Origin of the sequence: Flavobacterium sp. Root186, assembly GCF_001428525.1 — a bacterium.
Classification (GTDB): Bacteria; Bacteroidota; Bacteroidia; order Flavobacteriales; family Flavobacteriaceae; genus Flavobacterium.
Genome location: NZ_LMHW01000001.1, coordinates 386,024 through 406,610 on the forward strand (window position 1 = coordinate 386,024; position 20,587 = coordinate 406,610).

Below are 20,587 nucleotides of genomic sequence, written 5' to 3' on the forward strand. Positions count from 1 at the left end.
AACAAATTATTTCTTTGTTATAAAAACTCTCTCTAACTCTGTATCAAGAACTACTTTGTAAACTCCGGCCGCTGCTGGGTATTTAGCATTTCCGTTTTCTCCCGGTGACATGGTACAAATACCATTTTTAATTAACCTCCATGAAGGACTCCACCATTGACCTGTAAAGGTTGCTTCCATAGTTCCGGTTAAGGTATATTCTCCCACTAATTGATAAGGGTTATTTGGATTATTTGACAAATGCAGTCCTGTTTGAACCCAAGCAGTCCATGTATCCCAATCTGCACCCTGAATTCCGCCGCCGCAAACACTCACAAATGGTTTTCTTAAAGCTTCATCATCATGCCATAATCCGTTGGCGATATCTGCCCAGACTTTACTTGAAGGAGTATATTTTGTAGCTGTATATTTTAAAGTATTTGGATTTATTTTTATAATATAATATCCTTTTGTTGGCAGAATAACTGCTGTTGAAGCAACATCGTCTACTAATTCTCCAGAAGGATTTAAACCAAAACAATGTGGGGCAAAACCTGATTCCTGACCTAAGAAGTAAATTTCTTTGTTATCTGTATCTGCATAATATTTGAATTCAAAATCCTGTCCGCTTTTTTCGTGGAAATACATCGGAACTCCAACTGCATCAGTGGTTAGGTTTGTACCTTTTGGCTGGTCGCATAAATAAATTGCCGGATACTCGTTTGTAGCCACAATATTTACGCTTAACGTTCCCGTATTCGGAATCGCAAATTTGTCTTTTGCTGTAATTGTCAATACATAATCTGCAGCAGTTACCGGCAGTGTATAGGTTTTATTGAAAGTGTATGATTGAGGAGAACCTGTTAACGTAACAGTTTCATCAATACCAAGTGCTTCACATTTCACCTGAACATAATCAATTCCAGAATCGTCATTTACGACAAAATTTACCGGCATTTCGTTACTTGTAGATAACAAGATAACGGCACCTTCTTTTGGTGTAACCATTGTTATGGAAGGAGCTGCAAATTCACCGTCTAAACGCAGATTCGCTTCTTCGTTTACAACATTTCCGGAAACGTCTGTAATAATTAATTTTATTTTGAATGCTTCAGAAGTTCCTCTGTTTGCCGGAACTTCGAAAAAATAGCTTAAATCGTATGATTTTAAAAGAGGATCTGCTGCAAATGAGATTACTTTATCAAGAGATAACTCAGGAATTTGAATCTCTACGCTTTTTAATCCTAAATCATCAGCCAGAGCGGCTTTGATTTCAAATTTTCTGTTTGGTGCACCATAAATTTCTTTTGTTGATACAACTACCGTAGGATCATCAGAACTTGGAAATTCTGATTCGTTATTTTGGCATCCGGTAAAAATGATGGCAAAAAGGGTAAGAAAAAATAAAAATACATTTTTTTTCATTTCTTAATTTTTAAAGTTAGGTTTAGTTAGTTTGTCTTTTTCTAAAAACGTAAGTTGGTTTAAACTTGTAGGTCATTTTTAAGTTTGGTTTATCTGTTATGAGGCAAAAACAGACTGCAAATGATTATCTGGTTATTTTCATATTGGTGAGTTTGGTTAAATGTTAGTATATTTTTTTCCTTTTTTTCTTTCTTCTTTTAAGTCTTGCTGTTTGTTATTTTACCCGCAGTTTTTAAGAGCTGCGGGTATGATAAGTTATATTGTAAAACCAACTCTTACTTAATGTTTAAAGAAGGCTCAATTCTTTAAACTGATAAAAACTTATCGAAACAAACACTTATTATTTTAGCATAGTAATGTGACTAACTTCATTACTATTACTGCAAAGAAATGTTTAATTCAAACTCTCCAGCAGGGGTAAAATGGAAAAAAAAGGAGGTCAAAATCGCAATTAACCATTATTTTTAGCTAAAAATTACGAACTATAAAAAAATACACACATATTTTTAAACATTACACAATTATCATTTTCAATCACTTTTATCACTTAAACGTTTAAATTTATACAATGAAAAGACTGTATCTATTACAAAAGAGTAAAGACAACGGATAGGAACAGGCATTTTTAGCTTAATTATTTGATAATATTGAGATCTGAGTTAAAGGAACTCTTGTATTTTTTAATGTATTCTGATGGCGTCATTCCAAAGAGTTTTACAAACTGCTGTCTGAAATATTTTGGGTCTTCAAAGCCAACTTCAGCACTTGCCTGTGTAATATTCATATCTTCGGTGAGCATTAACATGGCCGCTCTTCGAATACGAACAGAACGTATAAAAGCATTTAAAGTCTGCCCCGAAATGATTTTAATTTTGGTGTAAAGCGTTCTGTGGCTCATTCCCATTTCGAGCGCAAAGTTTTTAATAGTAAAATCTCTTTTATGAATATTGGCTTCTACAATATCAATACATTTTTTTAGCATTTCCTGATATTCTACCGGAACTTTCTGGGTATTTTCTTTAAGTGTAATACTGTCTAAGAAATAAGTTCGCAGGTTACTTCTATTTCGAAGTAAAGATTCTACACGCGCTTTGAGTATATCATCATCAAATGGTTTTGTGATATAATCATCGGCACCATCATTTATTCCCTGTAAATGAGTTTCAGGATTTTTTGATGCCGTCAGCAGAATTACGGGAATATGAGACAAGTCATTGCTTTCTTTTATTTTTCGGCACAATTCCAAACCATCCATTTCTTCCATTGTAATATCGCTGATTACCAGATCCGGCATGTGTTTTTTGGTTAATTTTAAACCTTCTTCTCCATTTTCAGCGCTGTAAACGACATAGTTTTCCGAGAATAATTTTATCAGATACCCTCTGATTTCAGCATTATCATCAATAATTAAAACCGTTCGTTTTTCGGTAAGCATGATTTTTTGGAAATCACTTTCTGAAACTATACTATTTGAAGCTGTATTGTTTTCTTCGGCATCGTCAATTATTAATTCATCAAACAACTGGCTTCTTTGTGGGGCGTCATTTGTAATTTCGACATTTTCAAAATGGCTGTTTCCTTTCAGGAAGGTTAGTTTAAAAATACTTCCTTTTCCAATTTCACTTTCACAGCTTACTTTACCTTTGTGTTTGTCTACAAAATATTTGACAATAAAAAGTCCGATTCCGAAACCGGTTCCTATTGAAACTTTTGAATTGATTTGTTTGAATTTTTCAAAAATTACCTCAATATCTTTTTTCTCGATTCCGTCACCATTATCAGCAATTTCAAGAAAAACCTCCTCATCACTTTCTGTTACTATAAGATTAATTTCTCCGCCAATTGGTGTGTACTTAAAAGCATTTGACATTAAGTTGAATAACGAAATCTCAATTTTTTCATAATCGCCAATAATTATAATTTCATGATCGGGAATCGTGAAATTATAATCGATGTTTTTATCTTTTGCCTGATTTACAAAACATTGATACACTTCATTACAAAGGTTATTTACGTTTATTGGTGATAAACGCAATGAATCGGCATCATTTTCTGCTTTTCTAAAAAGTAAAAGCTGATCTACAAGACTTAAAAGTCTTCTGGCATTTCGGTGCGCAATGGCCAAATCGCTTCCCGAAGAACCATTTTGAACATTTTCTTTCTGAACTGCTTTTTTCAACGGATTTATTATCAGCGAAAGCGGCGTTCTAAATTCATGCGAAATATAAGTAAACATCGAAGATTGTTTTTCGGCAATTTCCTTTTCTTTCTTGCTTTCCAGTTCGGCAATTTTTACTTTATATTTTAATTTTTCTTTGTTTTTATGGTAATCCAGATAAACGAAAAGAAGACCTGCAATACTCAAAATATACAATAAATAAGCCCACCAGGTTCTGTACCAAGGCGGCAGAACTTGTATGGAGACAAGGCTGACTTCTTTGTTCCAACCTCCTTTAAAATTGGTTGTTTTTACTTTAAAAATATATTTTCCTTCGGGAAGTCTGGAGTAATTTGCTTTTCGGGCCTGACCCACATAATTCCATTGTTCGTCCCAGTTCTCTAAAAAATAAGCATAATTTATTTTGTCGGCATTATTATAATCCAGGGCAACAAATTCTAATGACAAAGTGGTTTGATCGTAGGCCAGTTCAACTTCTTTTACTTTTTCAGAATCGGTTGTAATGGCTGCTTTGCTTTCTTCTATTGGCTGATTGTTTACATAAAAATCAGTAAGTAAAACATTGTTCTTTTGATTGAATCCTTTTATGGCTTCGGGAAAAAAGATATTAAAACCATTTATTCCGCCAAAAAGAAATTCTCCTGTCGATAATTGAAGTCCGGCATTAAAACTAAATTGATTGCTTTGAAGTCCGTCGTTTACAGAGAAATTGCGAAAGGTTTTTCTTTTTTTATCAAATCTGCAAATGCCATTATATGTACTCATCCAAAGATTACCTTCTTTATCTTCAAATAATCTTAAAATGGTGTTGGATGGAAGTCCGTCATCAGATGTAAATCTTTTAAACTTATTTGTTTTTCTGTCAAATAAAAGTAAACCGCCTTCCTGCGTTCCTAACCAAAGATTTTTGTCTTTGTCTTCGTGAATGCATCGAACAGGATTTCCAATTGTGGTTTCGGTAATCTTTTTGGTGTTTTTTGCTATGGAAAATAAGGAAGTATAATTTCCTCCCCAAAGCTTTCCATCGCTTGTTTCTGTAATAGACTGCAGATTAGTAATGTTTTTATCGAAAGGAACAAAATTATTTTGGGTTCGGTCAAAAAGATACAAAACTCCTTCGTTTGTGGCGCTTGCCCAAATATTATCTTTTGAATCTTTGTAGACAAACCAAATATTTTTCTCTACTTGTTTTGTATAAGGATTGTAACAAGGGAATTTCGTTACAGTATTGTTTTGCTTATTGATTCTGTATACACCTCCTGCCCAAGTAGAAAGCCAGATATCATTATTGTTATCACGGACTATTCCTGTAATAAAACTGCTTGAAAGTGCATTGCTGTAATTTATGTAAGTATTGTTTTTTCGATCCCAGTATTTTAAGCCTGCACCGTCTGTCCCAACCCATATATTCTTTTTCTCATCTTCGCAAAAAGACAAAATAAAGTTTTCGGCTGGATCTTTTCCATTGTATCTGATGCTTTTAAAATATTTTGGCGTGTCGCTCAGCATACTGATTCCGCCGCGAAGAGAACCAAACCATTTATTACCTGATTTATCTTCGTATAAACTCCAAACCGAATTGCTTTTTGCCAGTTGATTATTTTTAAGAGAATTATAAGGCACCGCTTTTTTATTGTTTCCAATAACCTGAAAAATTCCACAACCGTCTGTTGTAACCCAGATTTCTCCTTTTTTATCCGCCAGAATATCAGTAACACTGCATTTGCTTGAGAAATAATTGTCCGAAAGTGTTCCGGTTTTGGTCCCAAATAAAAAAAGTCCTTCGTCTGTTCCAAACCAAAGATTTCCATCTAAAGATAATTTCATTGCTTTCACGCCAATCGAAAGCGGAAAAACAACTTGTAATTTTTTTGATTTATAACTGTAATTGCAAAGCCCAACATTTCGAATATAAACCCAGCTGCCAGATTTGTTCTTATTTTCCTGAATCGCTATGGCATCATAGTTATTTACGTTGATTTGGTTTCCTAAAACTGTAAGCGGAATTGATTTCCCAACAAATGAACCATTTTCAAAAGTAACTAATCCTAAATTTTGAGAAGCAATTAAAAAAAGTTTATCCGATACAGAACGCATCTGGTGCACAATATCTTTTAAGATTTTTGTTTTTTTATTTGAAGAAGTATATTCGACCGATTGAAATGTAGCCGAAGTTTTATTGTAAATACAGACGCCATTGTTTCCTCCTACCCAAATATTATTTTTAGAATCGCCTTCGATATTGTAAATCGCATTAAACAATAATGATTTTGGGTCGTTGATTCGGTTTCTAAAAACTTTGAAATTGTAGCCGTCGTATCGGTTTAGGCCATCATAAGTTCCAAACCACATAAAACCTTCGTTGTCCTGAAATATCGTTGTTACGGAATTATTTGATAATCCGTCAGATATATCCAAAAACTTAACAGGATAATCTTGCGAATATCCTGAAAATGAAAAGACTGTTAATAGAAGATATAGAACAAAATGCTTCAAAGTGTAATTTTTAAAATACTTGTAAAAAGTACAATTATAAGCTAATTTGGCAGTATTTTACAAAAATTACTATATAAAAATTATATTTTGCCTTTTGCTTATAGGATTTTTATAGCTGTTCATTCTTTTTAATAAAGTTATACCTATGTTTTTTTTGATGTGACTATCCCTTTTTCTCATTTTTTGTCATTCCGAGGAACGAGGAATCTTCGCGAGTAACTCCGCACTGAAAATCTCCAATCTTTTTTTAGTTTCTTGCCAAGATTCCTCGTTCCTCGGAATGACAAACCTTGAAGATAAACAATCTAAAAGTGAGATTACTCTATTTATCTTTCATTAAATTCTCAATCTCAAATAAAGAAATTTTCGGATTTGCGCCCGGCGATGCTGCAACTAAAGCCCCAATTGCACAGGCAAAATCTAAAGCTTTCTGAGGATTTTTATTAGTAAGCAAGGATGTTATTAACGCAGCTAAAAAGGAATCTCCGGCACCAACGGTATCAGCAACCACGATTGGATAACCGTAATTTTCATAAAAAGTGCCTTCCCATAATAGTAAAGCTCCCTGTTTTCCTCTTGTAACGCAAATTCCTTTTACGTCGGCCAAAGAAGAAATGAAAATCATATTCTCTTTTAAATCTGTATGTGGAAAGTTTAAAGCTGAAGCTATTTCTATTATTTCCTCATCATTGAACTTAACAAAATTGGCTGATTTCATTAACTGTTCGAGGATATCATAGGTATAATGAGGCTTTCTTAAATTGACATCGAATACTTTATAGGTATTTATTTGTAAAAGCTCTTCTAATGATTTTCTGGAAACCTTATCTCTGCACACCAAACTTCCGTAAATTAAAACATCGGCTTCATTGGTTAGTTTTCTGGCTTCGTCGTTTAAGATGATTTTATCCCAAGCCGATGGGTATTTTATTTCATAAGTTGCAGATCCGGTTTTATCTAAAGTTACGTTTACTAATCCGGTTGGGAAATCTTCTGAAGTAATTATGGAAGCGGTTTCGAGTCCTAAGTCTTTTACCGTATCCAGAATGGCTTTTCCGTCTTCGTCATTTCCAACGCAGCTAATCATGGCAACATCGCAGCCTAATGATTTCATTCTTAAAGCTACATTCAACGGTGCTCCGCCTATCTTTTTTTCATTTATAAAAACATCCCACAGTACTTCTCCGTAAGCAATAGCTTTAAGTTTCTTTTCATTACTCATTCCTAAATTTATTTTTGTTAATCCTGAAATATAAAGTTAAACTTTTAATTAAAACAGATCTGGAAATTGATTATTGTATAATAAAAAAGAGGATTTAAAAATCCTCTTTTTTTATTTCATTAACTTCATAACGGAGTATTCCTATCATTCATTTATTGTTTTTTCTACCGATATGAAACTCCTAACGGAGTTAATCTGTGATACATTATCGCTTCTCATAGAATATCTCGGAGAGATTAAATATCGGCAGCATTCCAAATTACACCTCGAAAACTTGTTCCGTAGGGACTACACGTATTTAATCCAATAAAAACACAATCAATCCCCTCGCACCATGCGCACCTAAAACCAAGGATTGCTCAATATCAGCAGTTTTTGAAGGTCCGGCAATAAAAGTTCCGAAACCATATTCCTGATTTCCGATTCTTTCATACGCTTGCTGCATCGTTCGTACAATATCATTTTTATGAACAATTATCGCTAAATACTGCGCAATAAAAGGTGCTATTCGCTGTCCTAAAATATCATCGGTTACCCAAAGCGCACTATTCTCTGCAACTCCAAAATGCGCTTTTACAACCGTTAATTCAACATCCTGAAGCGAATGCGGATCAACATTGTTCCAATCTAATGAAGCAATTTCCGAAAGCTCCGGAAGCGTTGTAATTAACCTTTTTTGAAGATTGTAATTTGATTTTATATAATTGATGATTTCACTATAATTGGAAACCTCAACAGGATCTCCGCCAATACCTTTTAAAACTGTTTTATAAGTTTCCAGTATATCAAAATCTTCTGAACCTAAAACACTTAAATCCGGCAGATTGGTAACTAAATCGGGTTGGTTTAGTTTTATTCTATTTAAAATTTCGGCTTTACTGCTCATTGTCTTTTGCTTTAGATTCTCTCGAATTTTTCTTGTACCATTCTCTAAAAGATTCCTGAGGAACATCTGGCATTTCGCGCTGGTCGTACCATTTATTCATTTTATTGTTGACCATTCCCGGAACATTTTTCATCACAAATCTTCCTGATTTTCCTGCAATGTTAAAAATCGTTGGATTGGCTAATACTGTTGCCATCGTTTTCATTGCAATGGTTTTTACTTTTGGTGTATAGCCGTCTTTTACCAAAACCTGACGCCATTTGTACAATTGATCGTGAATATCGATTTTAACCGGACATACGTTTGTGCATGATCCGCAAAGCGTACTGGCAAAAGGTAAATCGGCATTTTTGCTCATATCTAAATTTGGAGCCAAAATAGAACCAATTGGCCCCGCTACAGCATTGTGATAACTATGCCCGCCGCTTCGTCTGTAAACCGGACAAGTATTCATACAAGCACCACAGCGAATACATTTTAGAGAGTTTCTAAAATCTTCTCTTCCTAATTGTTTGCTTCTGCCGTTGTCGACAATTACGATATGAAGTTCTTTTCCATCTCTTGGTTTCTTGAAGTGGCTTGAAAAAGTCGTTATGGGCTGTCCTGTTGCGCTTCTTGCCAATAATCTCAGAAAAACGCCTAAATGTTTGCGCTGCGGAATCAGTTTTTCAAATCCCATACAGGCGATATGAACATCGGCTAAATGTGCGCCCATATCAGCATTTCCCTCGTTAGTGCAGACTACAAATTCTCCTGTTTCTGCAATGGCAAAATTAACTCCTGTTAAAGCCACTTTTCGGGTTAAGAATGTGTTTCTTAAACTATGACGTGCCGATTCGGTTAAATACTGCGGGTCAAAATTTCCTTTTTCAGTTCCAAGATGTTCGTGGAAAGTTTCGCTTACATCTTCTTTTTTAAGGTGAATGGCGGGTAAAACAATATGACTTGGCGGTTCTTTACGAAGTTGTACAATATATTCTCCTAAATCTGAGTCGATAACTTCTATACCTTTTTCGGCTAAATAATCATTTAAATGGCATTCTTCCGTAAGCATTGATTTTGATTTCACCATTTGCTTTACATCATGTTTTGCCATAATCGAATGCACTATTTCGTTGTGCTCTTTTGCATCTGCAGCCCAGTGTACGATGATTCCGTTTTTTTGGGCATTCGCTTCAAATTCAACTAAATAATCATGAATATTAGAAAGTACATTGGTTTTTATTTTGGATGCCGTTTCACGCAATAATTCCCAATCCTTAATTTGATTTGCCGATTTATCACGCTTCGCACGAACAAACCAAAGTGTTTCATCATGCCAGTTGACACGCTCTACATCTTTGTTGAATTTTGCCGCGGCTTCGCTGTGCTGTATTATTTTTTCTGATGACATTTTTTATTATTTAAAAGTCAATTTTGAAATCTTTATTATTGGTGTGCTTATTTAACCGCAAAGTGCGCGAAGAAAAAAACGCAAGGTGCGCAAGGATTAAAATTAACTTTGCGAACCTTGCGTAAAACTTTGCGAACTTTGCGGTTAAATTTTATACTCAACATCTATTTTAATTTTCGAGTGAATTTAATATTTCAGCAATATGAATTGTTTTTATCCGGCTTTTTTGTCTTTTCAAAATTCCGTCTAAATGCATTAAACAAGACATATCGCCTCCTGTAATATAATCTACATTATGGCTTTCGTGATCTTTAATTCGGTCTTGTCCCATTTTTACAGAAATGGCTTCTTCGGTCACACAAAATGTTCCTCCAAAACCGCAGCATTCATCTTTTCTCGTTAAAGCAACCAAATCAAGTCCTTTTATGTTGTGCAGTAATTGTTCTGGTTTTGAGAAAAACGGTGCGTTTAGTTCTGACATTTGAGAAAGATGTAATCCGCGTTGTCCGTGACAGCTTACATGCATTCCCACTTTAAAAGGAAAACTTCCGTCTATATGGTCAATTTTTAAAATATCAGTAATAAACTCTGTTAATTCAAAAACGCTGTTTCTAATTTTTGTCGCAGCTTCTTCATTTTTTTCGTCATGCAAATGATCTTTTACATGCAGTACACAACTTCCTGAAGGGCATACAATATAATCGAATCCGGTAAAATTGGCTATAAAATTCGTATCACAGCCTTTTGTTAAATGTGCGTAACCGCTGTTTGCCATTGGCTGGCCGCAGCAGGTTTGTCCCATCGGAAAATGAACTTCACAGCCTAATTTCTGTAAAAGCTCGTATGTCGCTATACCCACTTTTGGGTAAAACTGATCGACATAACACGGTATAAATAGTCCGATTTTCATTTTTTATTATTTTTATTTTTAACTCGTAAAATAAATTCTACATGTTATATTTTTTCGCGCAGATTTTAAAAAGATTTAAGCAGATGCACGCAGATTTTCTAAAATTAAATCTGCTATAATCTGCTAAATCTGCGTGAAACAAAAATCTATTTAATTTTTTTAATCTGTGGCATATTTTTCTAATGTTTGTAAAATTTCAAATCAATCAAATCATTCTGAATCGGCTTAGGGTTCCAGTTTTGGTGAATTGCCAATGCTGCACCTAAAGCACTCGCCTGCGCCATCGATGCGGCATAAACTTCTACATCTGGAAAAGCCTCGGCTAATAAATTCATGAAAATTGAATTTTTGCTGAAACCTCCATCTACAAATATTTTCTTTACAGGACTGTTATGAATGACTAAATTAGTTGAAAAAACCTGTTGTTCTATCAAATCTAACATTAATTGATGATAGGCAGTTTCATAATTTTTAAAAGTTGAAAGGTCTCTTTTTTGAAAAGGACACTCTTTCAGAATATCAAAACTATACTTTTTAGGGTAAATAATTTGAAAATTTAAGGCTCTTAAATTTGAAACGACATTTTTATCAAAATAAACATCTTTGTACGTATCAACCGGAACGTTAAAATATTCTGCTAAACGTTTGGTCTGCACTTCATGTTCATTTCCGGCAAAAAGTCTTGCGGCTTTTACAGGCTTTTCTGTGTATTGTAAATAACACAAACAATCGTGCTGTAACTCTTCAAAAGTCAACGGTTTATTATTGAACGGATTTAAGGAAATACTCCAGGTTCCTGTTGATAATAAAACGAAAGGTTCGGTAAAGTTTATCGTATACGGAATTATCGCCGATGAACTATCGTGAAGCCCCGCGCCTACCGCTAAACCTTCTTTATTTTTTATGATATCTTTTCCGTAATGAAATGGTGGGATTTTATCTGAAATGCCTTCATTTTTTAACCATTTGTGGTATTTCATTTTTTTGAAATTCCAAAGATTGGTATGACAGCCCACACTTGTAATATCGGCGTACGCTTCATTTGTTAAAAGGAAACTCAAAAACTGCGGCAGGTGCAAACAATATTGTACCTTTTTAAACAAATCCGGTTTTTCTTCTTTTAAACGGTAAATCTGCATTCCGGAATTTAGACTTCCTAAAACGGGAGAAGCTGTTTTTACTGCAAATGCTTCTTTTCCTTTGTATTTTTTATAGAAATCATTTTTTAAATCCTCCGGATAATCTTTTAAATAATTATACAGAGGAGTTAAAACTTTTCCTTCTTTATCAATGTAGACAAAACTAGCACCATAAGTACTGAAATTGATGGCTTTTAAAACATAATCGGTTAAAGCTTTTATTTCTGATAAGCGCTCAAAAATCCAGTTTTTAAGCACTTCTATATCTTCGCAGGGAAAACCGTCTTCGTCGACAGTTTCGTCTAGATTGACTGATTTCTCCCAAACTATTCTATAATTTTCATCAAATAAGAATACCTTTTTGTTTGTTTTACCAATATCAAAAATTGCAACTACATTCATTTTTTTAATTGTAAATTGTGAGTTGTGAATTGTGAATTGTGATTTTTGTTCAGTCTTTTTATTAACTCATAATTCACAACTCACAATTCATAATTATAATCCTGTTGCCAATGTTTTTAGTCCTCTTTCTCCAATAAGATTTTTTCTGACAGAAAGGTTTCTGTATAATTCTACAGGATTTAAAGCTGCCCCTGAACGTAAACGAGCCTCAGCAACTAATGCGCGAACATCTGTACGGAAAGCATTTTGAAGAATTTCCTGTGCTTTTACTACGTCATTTTCTTGTTGTGCTTGTTCTAATGCTTTTCTGTCCACAGAAAGTGCTTGTGCATAAGCAATCATAATGGCTTCTACAGATTGTAATAAATCCTCTAACGGATCTTTGATGTTATGCGAGGCGTCTATCATCCAGCCTAAATCTTTGGCGTGGTTCATTCCTCTTGCATCCATTCCTTCAACCAATTCATTGAAAATCAAGAACAATTGGTATGGTTTTAATGCTCCGGCTGTTAAATCATCATCACCGTATTTTGAATCATTGAAGTGGAATCCGCCCAGTTTGTTTTCCATTAATAATAATGAAACGATCTGCTCGATATTGGCATTCGGTAAATGATGGCCTAAATCGACTAAAGTCTGTGCTTTATCGCCTAATTTTTTTACGTAAGAATAGGATTGTCCCCAATCTGCAACTGTTGTTGAATAAAAGTTAGGTTCGGCACATTTGTATTCTAAAAATAATTTCCAGTTTGAAGGTAATGCATCGTAGATTTCTTCTAAACTTTCTAAGGTATTTTGATACGCTTTACGAAAATTTAATTGCCCCGGAAAGTTAGATCCATCAGCAAGCCAAACTGTTAATGACTTTGATCCTAATTCGATTCCGTGTTTGATAACTTCTATATTGTGTGCGATTGCCTGTTTACGAACGGCTTTATTTACATTTTGTAATGAACCGTATTTGTATGTATGTTCTGCATCAGCCTGATCCTGAAATGTATTCGAGTTCATGGCATCAAACTTTAAATTGTGCTGTGCTGCAAGGGTTTTGATTGCTTTATAATCTTGTGGAATATCCCACGGAATATGAAGTGAAATGGCTCCTGAAGCATTGTTTAATTTATGAAGTAAACCAACATCTTCTATTTTTTCTTCGATTGAACGTGGTTCTCCGCCTCCTGCAAAACGTCCGAATCTTGTTCCTCCTGTTCCTAAAGCCCAAGATGGAATTGCGATTTGAAAATCGATTAGTTTTTGGATAATCGCCTCTGCATTATCAATTTCTGATGCTGTAAAAACAAGTTTGTTTTGGTGTTTTTTTAATAATCCCTCGTTATGAGATTCAATATTATTTGATCCGATTATCATATTACTTTATATTTTAATAGAGTTACAAGATATGTAAATTATATAAAATGGACTCTGGTTTAACTTTACTATTTTATGGTAATTGGTCTGCTTATAAAAATGGGATGTCTAAAAAAAATCTAACGCTCGAAAAATCGAACGTTAGACCACAAAAAACCACTTTTGCTTAAACAAACTTATAAAAAAACTTAAATAACTTTTATCTATAAAAGCCCATTGCAACGCCGCCGTCTACGTTTAAAGCATTTCCTGTTGATTTGTTCAGGAAACCTCCAACAAACGCAAAACAAGCATTTGCAATATCATCCGGCAATATGATTTCATTCAATAGCGTGCGTTTTGCATAGTATGCCGGTAATTCTTCTACCGTAATTCCGTATGCTTTTGCACGACCTTCTGCCCATCCGCCAGACCAAATGTTTGAATCTGAAATTACAGCATCAGGATTTACTGTGTTTACACGAATTTTATCGGCTCCCAATTCGGCAGCCATTAAGCGTGTTAAATGCGCCTGAGCGGCTTTTGCAGAACCGTATCCGGGATTATTTGGACCCGCTACCACTGCATTCTTAGAAACGATATTTACAATATCACCGCCAAAACCCTGTTTACGCATTACTTCAATTCCGGCTTTAGAAACAATAAATTGTCCTTTTACCAAAATATTGTATAATCTGTCCCACTCTTCAAGAGTGTGTTCTGCAATAGATTTAGAAATACTAATTCCTGCATTGTTAACAATAATATCTGCACCGCCAAAAGCTAAACAAGCTTGGTCTAATGCTAATTCTGTACTAGTCTCGTCAGTTACATTTAATAAAGTACTGGCAACAGCATCTTTTCCAAAAGCTTTTATAAATTCAGCTGTTGCTGTTTCTAAACGCTCTTCGTTAATATCGTTGATTACTACACAAGCACCTTCCTGAGCAAATTTCTTTGCGATAGCTTTACCAATTCCGCCCGCAGAACCTGTAATTACAGCTACTCTTCCCGACAATGCTTTTGGTTTTGGCATACGCTGTAATTTTGCTTCTTCTAATAACCAGTATTCAATATCGAATGCTTCCTGGTGCGGCAGCGAAGTATATTCTGAAACGGCTTCTGCGCCTTTCATTACATTTACAGCATTGATATAATATTCTGATGCCAAACGCGCCATCGTTTTATCTTTTGCAAAAGTGAACATTCCAACTCCCGGATATAAAATCACAACCGGATTTGGGTCACGCATTGCAGGAGAATTCGATTTCTTGCAGGCATTATAATAATCTTTGTACATGGCACGGTAAGCCTCAAAAGCCGGAGCTAATTTTGCTTTAACGGCATTTACATCTGATAGATCTTCGTTTGGATCTAATGCTAAAACCAGCGGACTGATTTTTGTTCTTAAAAAGTGATCTGGGCAAGAAGTGCCTAACGGCGCTAATTTTGAAAGATCATTAGAATTGATAAATTCCAGTACTCTTGCATCATCGGTATAGTGACCAATCATCTGACGTTCTGAAGAACAGAAACCTCTTAAAATAGGCGCTACTTTTGCTGCTTTTAATTTACGGTCTGCTTCTGGAAGGCTTTCGATTTTTTGGCCTCCAAAAACCGGACGTTTTTTACCGTAGTTATTTTCTAAATATTCTGCGCATTTTTCGATTACTTCCAGCGTATTAATATAACTTTCATACGCAGTATCTCCCCAGGTAAAAAGACCGTGAGAACCTAACATGATGCCGCGTAGTTTTTTTCCTTTTTTTGCAGCTTCTTCTAAACAGCTTCTTAACTGAAGTCCTAAGTCAAAGCCCGGACGCTGCCAGCCTACCCAGCCAATTTCTCCGTCAAATAATTCTTCGGTGATTTTTGCTCCGTCTTTTGCAGCAGCGATTGCAATAGCTGCATCCGGATGAAGGTGATCAATATGTTTGAATGGTAAAAAACCATGTAAAGGCGTATCAATAGATGGCGCTTTTGAAGCCAAATCGAAAATACAATGATTGAATAATTCTACCATTTCATCTTCAAACTCGATTCCTCTGTAAACATTTTCAAGATTACGTAATCTGTCTAAATACAATGCAGCACAGCCAGATTTTGTCAATGTACCAATATCTCCTCCAGAACCTTTAATCCACATAACTTCTGAACTTGCTCCTGTTAACGGATCTTTGTCTGTAATTTTTACAGAAGTATTTCCTCCTCCATAGTTAGTCAATCTTAAATCGGCTCCTAAAAGGTTCGAACGATAAATGAAAAGCGCTACTTCATCTCCTGCTAATGCTGCTGCTTTAGCTTCATCCCAAAGATAGCTCACATGCTTAAAATTCATATTTTTTGTATTTGTATTTGACATTGTTATCATATATTTTTTCAAGTATTTACAAAGAATTCCCAATTCCGACTAAAACGATCGAAAGCATTATCAATCCGATTCCCCAAATAAAAGTTCTGAATGTTTTTTTAGAAACACCTTTCCACTCTTTCAAATAGAATCCCCAAAAATTTGCTGTTAAAATAATGGTTGCCATATGCAGAATCCATGAACTGGCACCATTTCCTAATTTGCTTTCGCCCATTCCGTAGAAGAAAAACTGCAAAAACCACATTGTTCCGGCTAGTGCAGAAAACAAAACATTTTTAGTAATTGGTGTGGCTTTATTGGTATAATCGCCAATTGATTTGTTTTTGAAATTAAGGTAGATACACCAAATAAAATTGGTTGTTAAACCTCCCCAAAGCAAAACAATATAAGTTACGTTATTTTGAAATAATGGATTACAGCCAAACTCAACTGCTTTTTCTGCCATTGGTTTTCCGGCTTCGATTCCGTAATTAAAAAAGGAACTTAAAATTCCTGAAATAACAGCTACAGTTAAACCTTTTGCTAAACTGAAATCTTTGTCTTTATCTTCATGACCTGTAGTAAAATCTTTTTCTTTTAGCATACCTGCTTTTCCAGAAATAGCAATTCCTAAAAGACAAACTGCAACTCCAAGCAAAACCATTTGTCCGCCAGGATTAGAAAGCATATGAGAAAAGGAAATTTTACCTTCTGCCGGATTAAAATCGTAATATATTGAAGGAACTAAAGCTCCAAAAGCAGAACAAAATCCAAGGGTAATTGAATTTCCTAAAGACATTCCTAAGTATCGAACTCCCAAACCGTATGTTAATCCGCCAATTCCCCAAATTAACCCCATCGAAAAAGTAAAGGTTTTGATGGCTGGTGAAGCAGAAATAATAATATCTGTAAAATGCGGAATCGTTAAATAGGCTGCAATTGGCGGTACAATTAACCAGGAAAAGAAACCGCCTACAAGCCAGTAGCTTTCCCAAGCCCAATCTTTAACTTTTTTAAAAGGCATATAAAAACTACCCGAAGAAAATCCTCCGATAGAATGAAAAATGATTCCTAATAATGACTCCATTTAATAATTTTGTTTGTGGTTAATTGCGATAGTTAATTTCGTTTTGTAAAATAATATAATGTAAAAAAGAAAACTGTCCTGTACTATCCTTTATGATTCGTGTATTTTTTGTTAAAAGTGCGCATTAATTGCAAAGATCAATACAATTGTATTGGAAAAATAAATTTAAAAACGCTACTTTAGCAATCGATTTCGTAATTATTATATCCTCAATGTAATATAACTGCCTGAAAATAAAGAGTACTTTTATTTTATTGTTGTTGTTTGTAAGGAAAGTAATAAAATCAGTATGTAAAGCAGTTTTTACAAATGCTTTTTATAAAATTATAATTTAAAAAATTTGTTTCATATCCCTAATCTGAAACAGATGCAAAATACCAGCATGATTAAATTAATTAAAATAGACGAAGATTCGAGGGTTCCCAAATACAAACAAATTGTTGACTCGATTTTGCAGAATATTGCTAATGGAAATTTAAAAATCAATCAGAAAATCCCTTCTATCAACAGTTTCAGTGAAGAGTTTTATATGTCGCGCGATACGGTTGAAAAAGCATATAATATTTTAAAGGAAAGAAAAATCATTTCTTCTATTAGAGGAAAAGGATATTATATTACCCGAACAAAATTGGAGTCGAAAGTAAATATTTTATTCTTGTTTAATAAACTGAGCGCTTATAAAATGAAAACCTACAGCTCGTTTATTGATACTCTTGGTGCCAATGCACATACTGATCTACACATTTACCATTGCGACGAAACACTGTTTTTGAATTTACTGGATAAATTTGAAGGAGCTTACGATTATTATGTTATTACGACGCATTTTAAAACCGATGAATTAAAACATTTGAGTTTTACTGATGAAGTTGCAAAAGCGATTCAGAAAATTCCTCAAGAGAAATTGGTTTTAATGGATAATATAAAACTTTCGCATGAAGGTGAAATCATTAAAATTTATCAGGATTTTGAAAATGATATTTACAATGCACTGAAAGAAGGTTTAACGAAAATTACCAAATACAAAAGATTAATTTTAGTTTATCCTGATAAAGCGGTTTATCCGTATCCGAGAAGAATTCTGCACGGTTTTAGAAAATTTTGTGTTGAACACGAAATCAACTTTGAGATTCTTAGTGAAGTTTATGACGATATGATTCTTAAAAAAGGTGATTTATTTATCACTATTGAAGAATCGGATCTGGTAAATTTAATGAAACAAATTCGCGATGAGGAATATGTTTTAGGGAAAGATATTGGCGTTATTTCTTATAATGATACACCGCTAAAAGAATTACTCGGTATAACCGTAATGTCTACCGATTTTAATATTATGGGAGAAACCGCTGCCAGAATGATTTTGAATAAAGAAAAAGGGCAGTTTAAGGTTCCTTTTAATTTTATTGATAGAAATTCGATTTAAGGTGCTAGGGTTCTAAGTTTTTCTTCAGAGGCTTAAAAAAACCTGCAATAAGTTTTTTTATTTCTCATTGCAGATTGATAGGTACTTTATTTAATGGCTTTATAAAGTTGCCATATCGATTACGAATCGGTATTTTACATCATTTTTTAGCATTCTTTCATAGGCTGTCGTGATGTCTTTGATGTCGATTAATTCAATATCGGAAACAATATTATGCTCGGCACAAAAATTCAGCATTTCCTGAGTTTCGGCTATTCCTCCACAGGCAGATCCAACAATACTTTTACGTCCGCCTAACAATGAAAAAGCGCCTAATGCTCCATCCAGATGAATTCCCTCTACAGGAACACCTACGCAAATATGAATTCCATCAATATTAAGTAAAGACAGATAAAAATTAAAATCGTGGTCTGCAGCTACTGTATCTACAATAAAATCGAAAGAGCCTTTTACTTTTTCAACTTGTGCCGCATCCTTCGTCACCACAAAGTGATGAGCGCCAAGTCTTTTTGCATCTACCTCTTTTTGTGGAGAAGTGCTTAAAATAGTAACTTCAGCTCCCAGCGCAACTGCAAATTTCACAGCCATGTGCCCAAGTCCTCCCAAACCAAGAACGGCAACTTTATGTTCTTTGCCTATTTTCCAGTGTTTTAATGGCGAGTAGGTTGTGATTCCTGCACATAACAAAGGTGCAGCTGCTGCTAAGTCCAGTTTTTCAGGAATGTGTACGGTAAAGTTTTCATGGGTTACAATGGTGTTCGAATAACCTCCATATGTTGGTTTGCCGTCTCCAAATTTGTCTAGACCGTTGTAGGTTGGCACAACACCTTCGCTGCAATACTGCTCCAATCCGTCCTGGCAATGGCCGCATTCTCCGCATGAATTGACCATTGTACCAACTCCGGCAAGATCACCTATCTTGAATCCTTTAACGTGATCGCCCACTTTTACGATACGTCCTACTATTTCGTGGCCGGGAACCATTGGGAAAACACCCGGAAACCATTCATTGTTGATTTGTGCAAGATCTGAATGACAGACTCCACAATATAAAATTTCAATTTGTACGTCATGTGCTCCAACTTCCCTTCTTTCGAAATTCCATGGAGCCAGCGTTTCATTTGCACTTTGTGCCGCATATCCTTTTACTGCAATCATTGTTAATAGGTTTAGTGTTATAATGAATGCAAAGTTACCGGCAACATCTATCATCAAAGATGTGCATATCAAATGAAAAGCTGAAAAAATCAAATATGATAAATATGAACCGTTTCTTTGATTTTTACAGTTTTCTATTTGATATTAGCAGTTTACTTCTATTCGATTTTATACCTTTGTTCTATATTTACATAAAGTAATTTCGGTTTACAACTATCTGTAAAAAAAGTGATTAGACTGCTAATTTCAGCAACGATGAAGGAAATTGATTTACATAAGGATCTCAAAAATGACAGCAGGGTTTTTATGCCCGGATTGTTTGATAAAGACATCAAAAATTTTAATGTGCTATATATTAAGCACAATAGGGAAGATAAATTTAATTGCAAGCCTTTCAACAGGAAATCACTCTACAAAATAAGTTTATTAAAAGGCAAAACCAGACTATATTATGCCGACAAAACAATGGAGTCTGATTGTGCTTTACTATTCACCAATCCAAATATTCCATATTCCTGGGAGCATATAGATTCTGAGCAGACTTCTTATTTTTGCATTTTTACCGATGATTTTTTTGAACAGTTTGTAAATATCAAGGATTATCCCGTTTATAAACCAGGGAATGTTCCGCTTTTTCATTTGAATGAGGAGCAATATGTCCAGTTTGAAAATATCTTCAGGCAGATGCTGAACGAAATTACTCTGGAATTCAGTTATAAATATGATTCGCTTCGTGCCATGTTACTTCAGCTTATTCTTACGGCGCTAAAACTGGAACCGGCCGCCTACCAGCGATATAACGACTCAAATGGTTCCCAAAGGATAAGTTCTATTTTTATAGAATTGTTAGAAAGACAGTTTCCTATCGAGTCTCACATGCAGCGAATGGAATTGCGCTATCCAACTGAATTTGCGCATCAATTATCAATACATGTCAATCACCTCAATCATGCTTTGAAGCAGGTGACAGGAAAAACTACTACACAGCTAATAGCCGAAAGAATTATGCAGGAAGCGAGAAGCCTTCTTCAGCATACAGATTGGAATATCTCTGAGATTGCTTGGTGTCTGGGTTTTGATGATCTTCCCCATTTTATCAATTTCTTTAAAAGAAGCCAGCAATTAACTCCAAAAATCTATCGCAGGGAAAGTAATATTTGATTTTTTCAGTTTAAACCACATTTCTTTTTA

Annotated in this window: 13 protein-coding genes; 2 read left to right on the forward strand and 11 right to left on the reverse strand. The window is 34.7% G+C overall.

The features are described from left to right. Positions 1–6 precede the first annotated feature (6 nt). The 10 genes from ASD98_RS01365 to rhaT all read right to left on the reverse strand — a co-directional run bounded on the left by ASD98_RS01365 (position 7) and on the right by rhaT (position 16,815). A complete protein-coding gene (locus ASD98_RS01365) occupies positions 7–1,404 on the reverse strand; it encodes a hypothetical protein (RefSeq protein ID WP_056199071.1) in 1,398 nt (465 codons plus the stop codon). Positions 1,405–2,038: 634 nt separating this feature from the next. Continuing rightward, positions 2,039–6,079 (reverse strand): two-component regulator propeller domain-containing protein, encoded by a 4,041-nt coding sequence (locus tag ASD98_RS01370; protein WP_056199075.1) that lies wholly within the window; start codon positions 6,077–6,079, stop codon positions 2,039–2,041. Between the two features lie 322 nt (positions 6,080–6,401). Beyond that, positions 6,402–7,301: a carbohydrate kinase gene (locus ASD98_RS01375; protein ID WP_056199078.1), complete on the reverse strand. Its 900-nt coding sequence runs from the start codon at positions 7,299–7,301 to the stop codon at positions 6,402–6,404. Positions 7,302–7,599: 298 nt separating this feature from the next. Beyond that, positions 7,600–8,187, reverse strand: a complete 588-nt coding sequence (locus ASD98_RS01380) for an LUD domain-containing protein (protein ID WP_056199083.1) — start codon at positions 8,185–8,187, stop codon at positions 7,600–7,602. Beyond that, positions 8,177–9,580: a lactate utilization protein B gene (locus ASD98_RS01385; RefSeq protein ID WP_056199086.1), complete on the reverse strand. Its 1,404-nt coding sequence runs from the start codon at positions 9,578–9,580 to the stop codon at positions 8,177–8,179. Before ASD98_RS01385 ends, ASD98_RS01380 begins: the two co-directional genes overlap by 11 nt. A gap of 169 nt (positions 9,581–9,749) precedes the next feature. Then, a complete protein-coding gene (locus ASD98_RS01390) occupies positions 9,750–10,490 on the reverse strand; it encodes a (Fe-S)-binding protein (protein WP_056199089.1) in 741 nt (246 codons plus the stop codon). Between the two features lie 179 nt (positions 10,491–10,669). Then, positions 10,670–12,031: an FGGY-family carbohydrate kinase gene (locus ASD98_RS01395; RefSeq protein ID WP_056199091.1), complete on the reverse strand. Its 1,362-nt coding sequence runs from the start codon at positions 12,029–12,031 to the stop codon at positions 10,670–10,672. A gap of 93 nt (positions 12,032–12,124) precedes the next feature. Then, the gene (locus tag ASD98_RS01400) at positions 12,125–13,399 is read right to left on the reverse strand and encodes a TIM barrel protein (RefSeq protein WP_056199095.1); all 1,275 of its coding nucleotides are present in this window, start codon (positions 13,397–13,399) and stop codon (positions 12,125–12,127) included. A 199-nt stretch (positions 13,400–13,598) separates the two neighbouring features. Continuing rightward, positions 13,599–15,740 carry a bifunctional rhamnulose-1-phosphate aldolase/short-chain dehydrogenase gene (locus ASD98_RS01405; RefSeq protein WP_056199098.1) on the reverse strand — a complete coding sequence of 714 codons (2,142 nt, stop codon included), beginning with the start codon at positions 15,738–15,740 and terminating at the stop codon, positions 13,599–13,601. A gap of 25 nt (positions 15,741–15,765) precedes the next feature. Beyond that, positions 15,766–16,815, reverse strand: a complete 1,050-nt coding sequence (rhaT, locus tag ASD98_RS01410; RefSeq protein ID WP_056199101.1) for an L-rhamnose/proton symporter RhaT — start codon at positions 16,813–16,815, stop codon at positions 15,766–15,768. Positions 16,816–17,197: 382 nt separating this feature from the next. Here rhaT and ASD98_RS01415 point away from each other — a divergent pair, with 382 nt between their 5' ends. After that, the gene (locus ASD98_RS01415) at positions 17,198–18,238 is read left to right on the forward strand and encodes a GntR family transcriptional regulator (RefSeq protein ID WP_056199625.1); all 1,041 of its coding nucleotides are present in this window, start codon (positions 17,198–17,200) and stop codon (positions 18,236–18,238) included. Positions 18,239–18,337: 99 nt separating this feature from the next. On the opposite strand, the gene ASD98_RS01420 is transcribed toward ASD98_RS01415, so the two are convergent. Further along, positions 18,338–19,396 carry an NAD(P)-dependent alcohol dehydrogenase gene (locus ASD98_RS01420; RefSeq protein WP_056199104.1) on the reverse strand — a complete coding sequence of 353 codons (1,059 nt, stop codon included), beginning with the start codon at positions 19,394–19,396 and terminating at the stop codon, positions 18,338–18,340. Positions 19,397–19,651: 255 nt separating this feature from the next. Here ASD98_RS01420 and ASD98_RS01425 point away from each other — a divergent pair, with 255 nt between their 5' ends. After that, the gene (locus tag ASD98_RS01425) at positions 19,652–20,557 is read left to right on the forward strand and encodes an AraC family transcriptional regulator (protein WP_056199108.1); all 906 of its coding nucleotides are present in this window, start codon (positions 19,652–19,654) and stop codon (positions 20,555–20,557) included. The last annotated feature ends 30 nt before the right edge of the window (positions 20,558–20,587 follow it).

Bases quoted from the DNA above. Each gene is read 5' to 3' on its own strand.
- ASD98_RS01365 (WP_056199071.1), bottom strand. From the start codon at position 1,404: ATGAAAAAAAATGTATTTTTATTTTTTCTTACCCTTTTTGCCATCATT.
- ASD98_RS01375 (WP_056199078.1), bottom strand. From the start codon at position 7,301: ATGAGTAATGAAAAGAAACTTAAAGCTATTGCTTACGGAGAAGTACTG.
- ASD98_RS01380 (WP_056199083.1), bottom strand. From the start codon at position 8,187: ATGAGCAGTAAAGCCGAAATTTTAAATAGAATAAAACTAAACCAACCC.
- ASD98_RS01385 (WP_056199086.1), bottom strand. From the start codon at position 9,580: ATGTCATCAGAAAAAATAATACAGCACAGCGAAGCCGCGGCAAAATTC.
- ASD98_RS01390 (WP_056199089.1), bottom strand. From the start codon at position 10,490: ATGAAAATCGGACTATTTATACCGTGTTATGTCGATCAGTTTTACCCA.
- ASD98_RS01395 (WP_056199091.1), bottom strand. From the start codon at position 12,031: ATGAATGTAGTTGCAATTTTTGATATTGGTAAAACAAACAAAAAGGTA.
- ASD98_RS01400 (WP_056199095.1), bottom strand. From the start codon at position 13,399: ATGATAATCGGATCAAATAATATTGAATCTCATAACGAGGGATTATTA.
- ASD98_RS01405 (WP_056199098.1), bottom strand. From the start codon at position 15,740: ATGTCAAATACAAATACAAAAAATATGAATTTTAAGCATGTGAGCTAT.
- rhaT (WP_056199101.1), bottom strand. From the start codon at position 16,815: ATGGAGTCATTATTAGGAATCATTTTTCATTCTATCGGAGGATTTTCT.
- ASD98_RS01415 (WP_056199625.1), top strand. From the start codon at position 17,198: ATGATTAAATTAATTAAAATAGACGAAGATTCGAGGGTTCCCAAATAC.
- ASD98_RS01420 (WP_056199104.1), bottom strand. From the start codon at position 19,396: ATGATTGCAGTAAAAGGATATGCGGCACAAAGTGCAAATGAAACGCTG.
- ASD98_RS01425 (WP_056199108.1), top strand. From the start codon at position 19,652: ATGAAGGAAATTGATTTACATAAGGATCTCAAAAATGACAGCAGGGTT.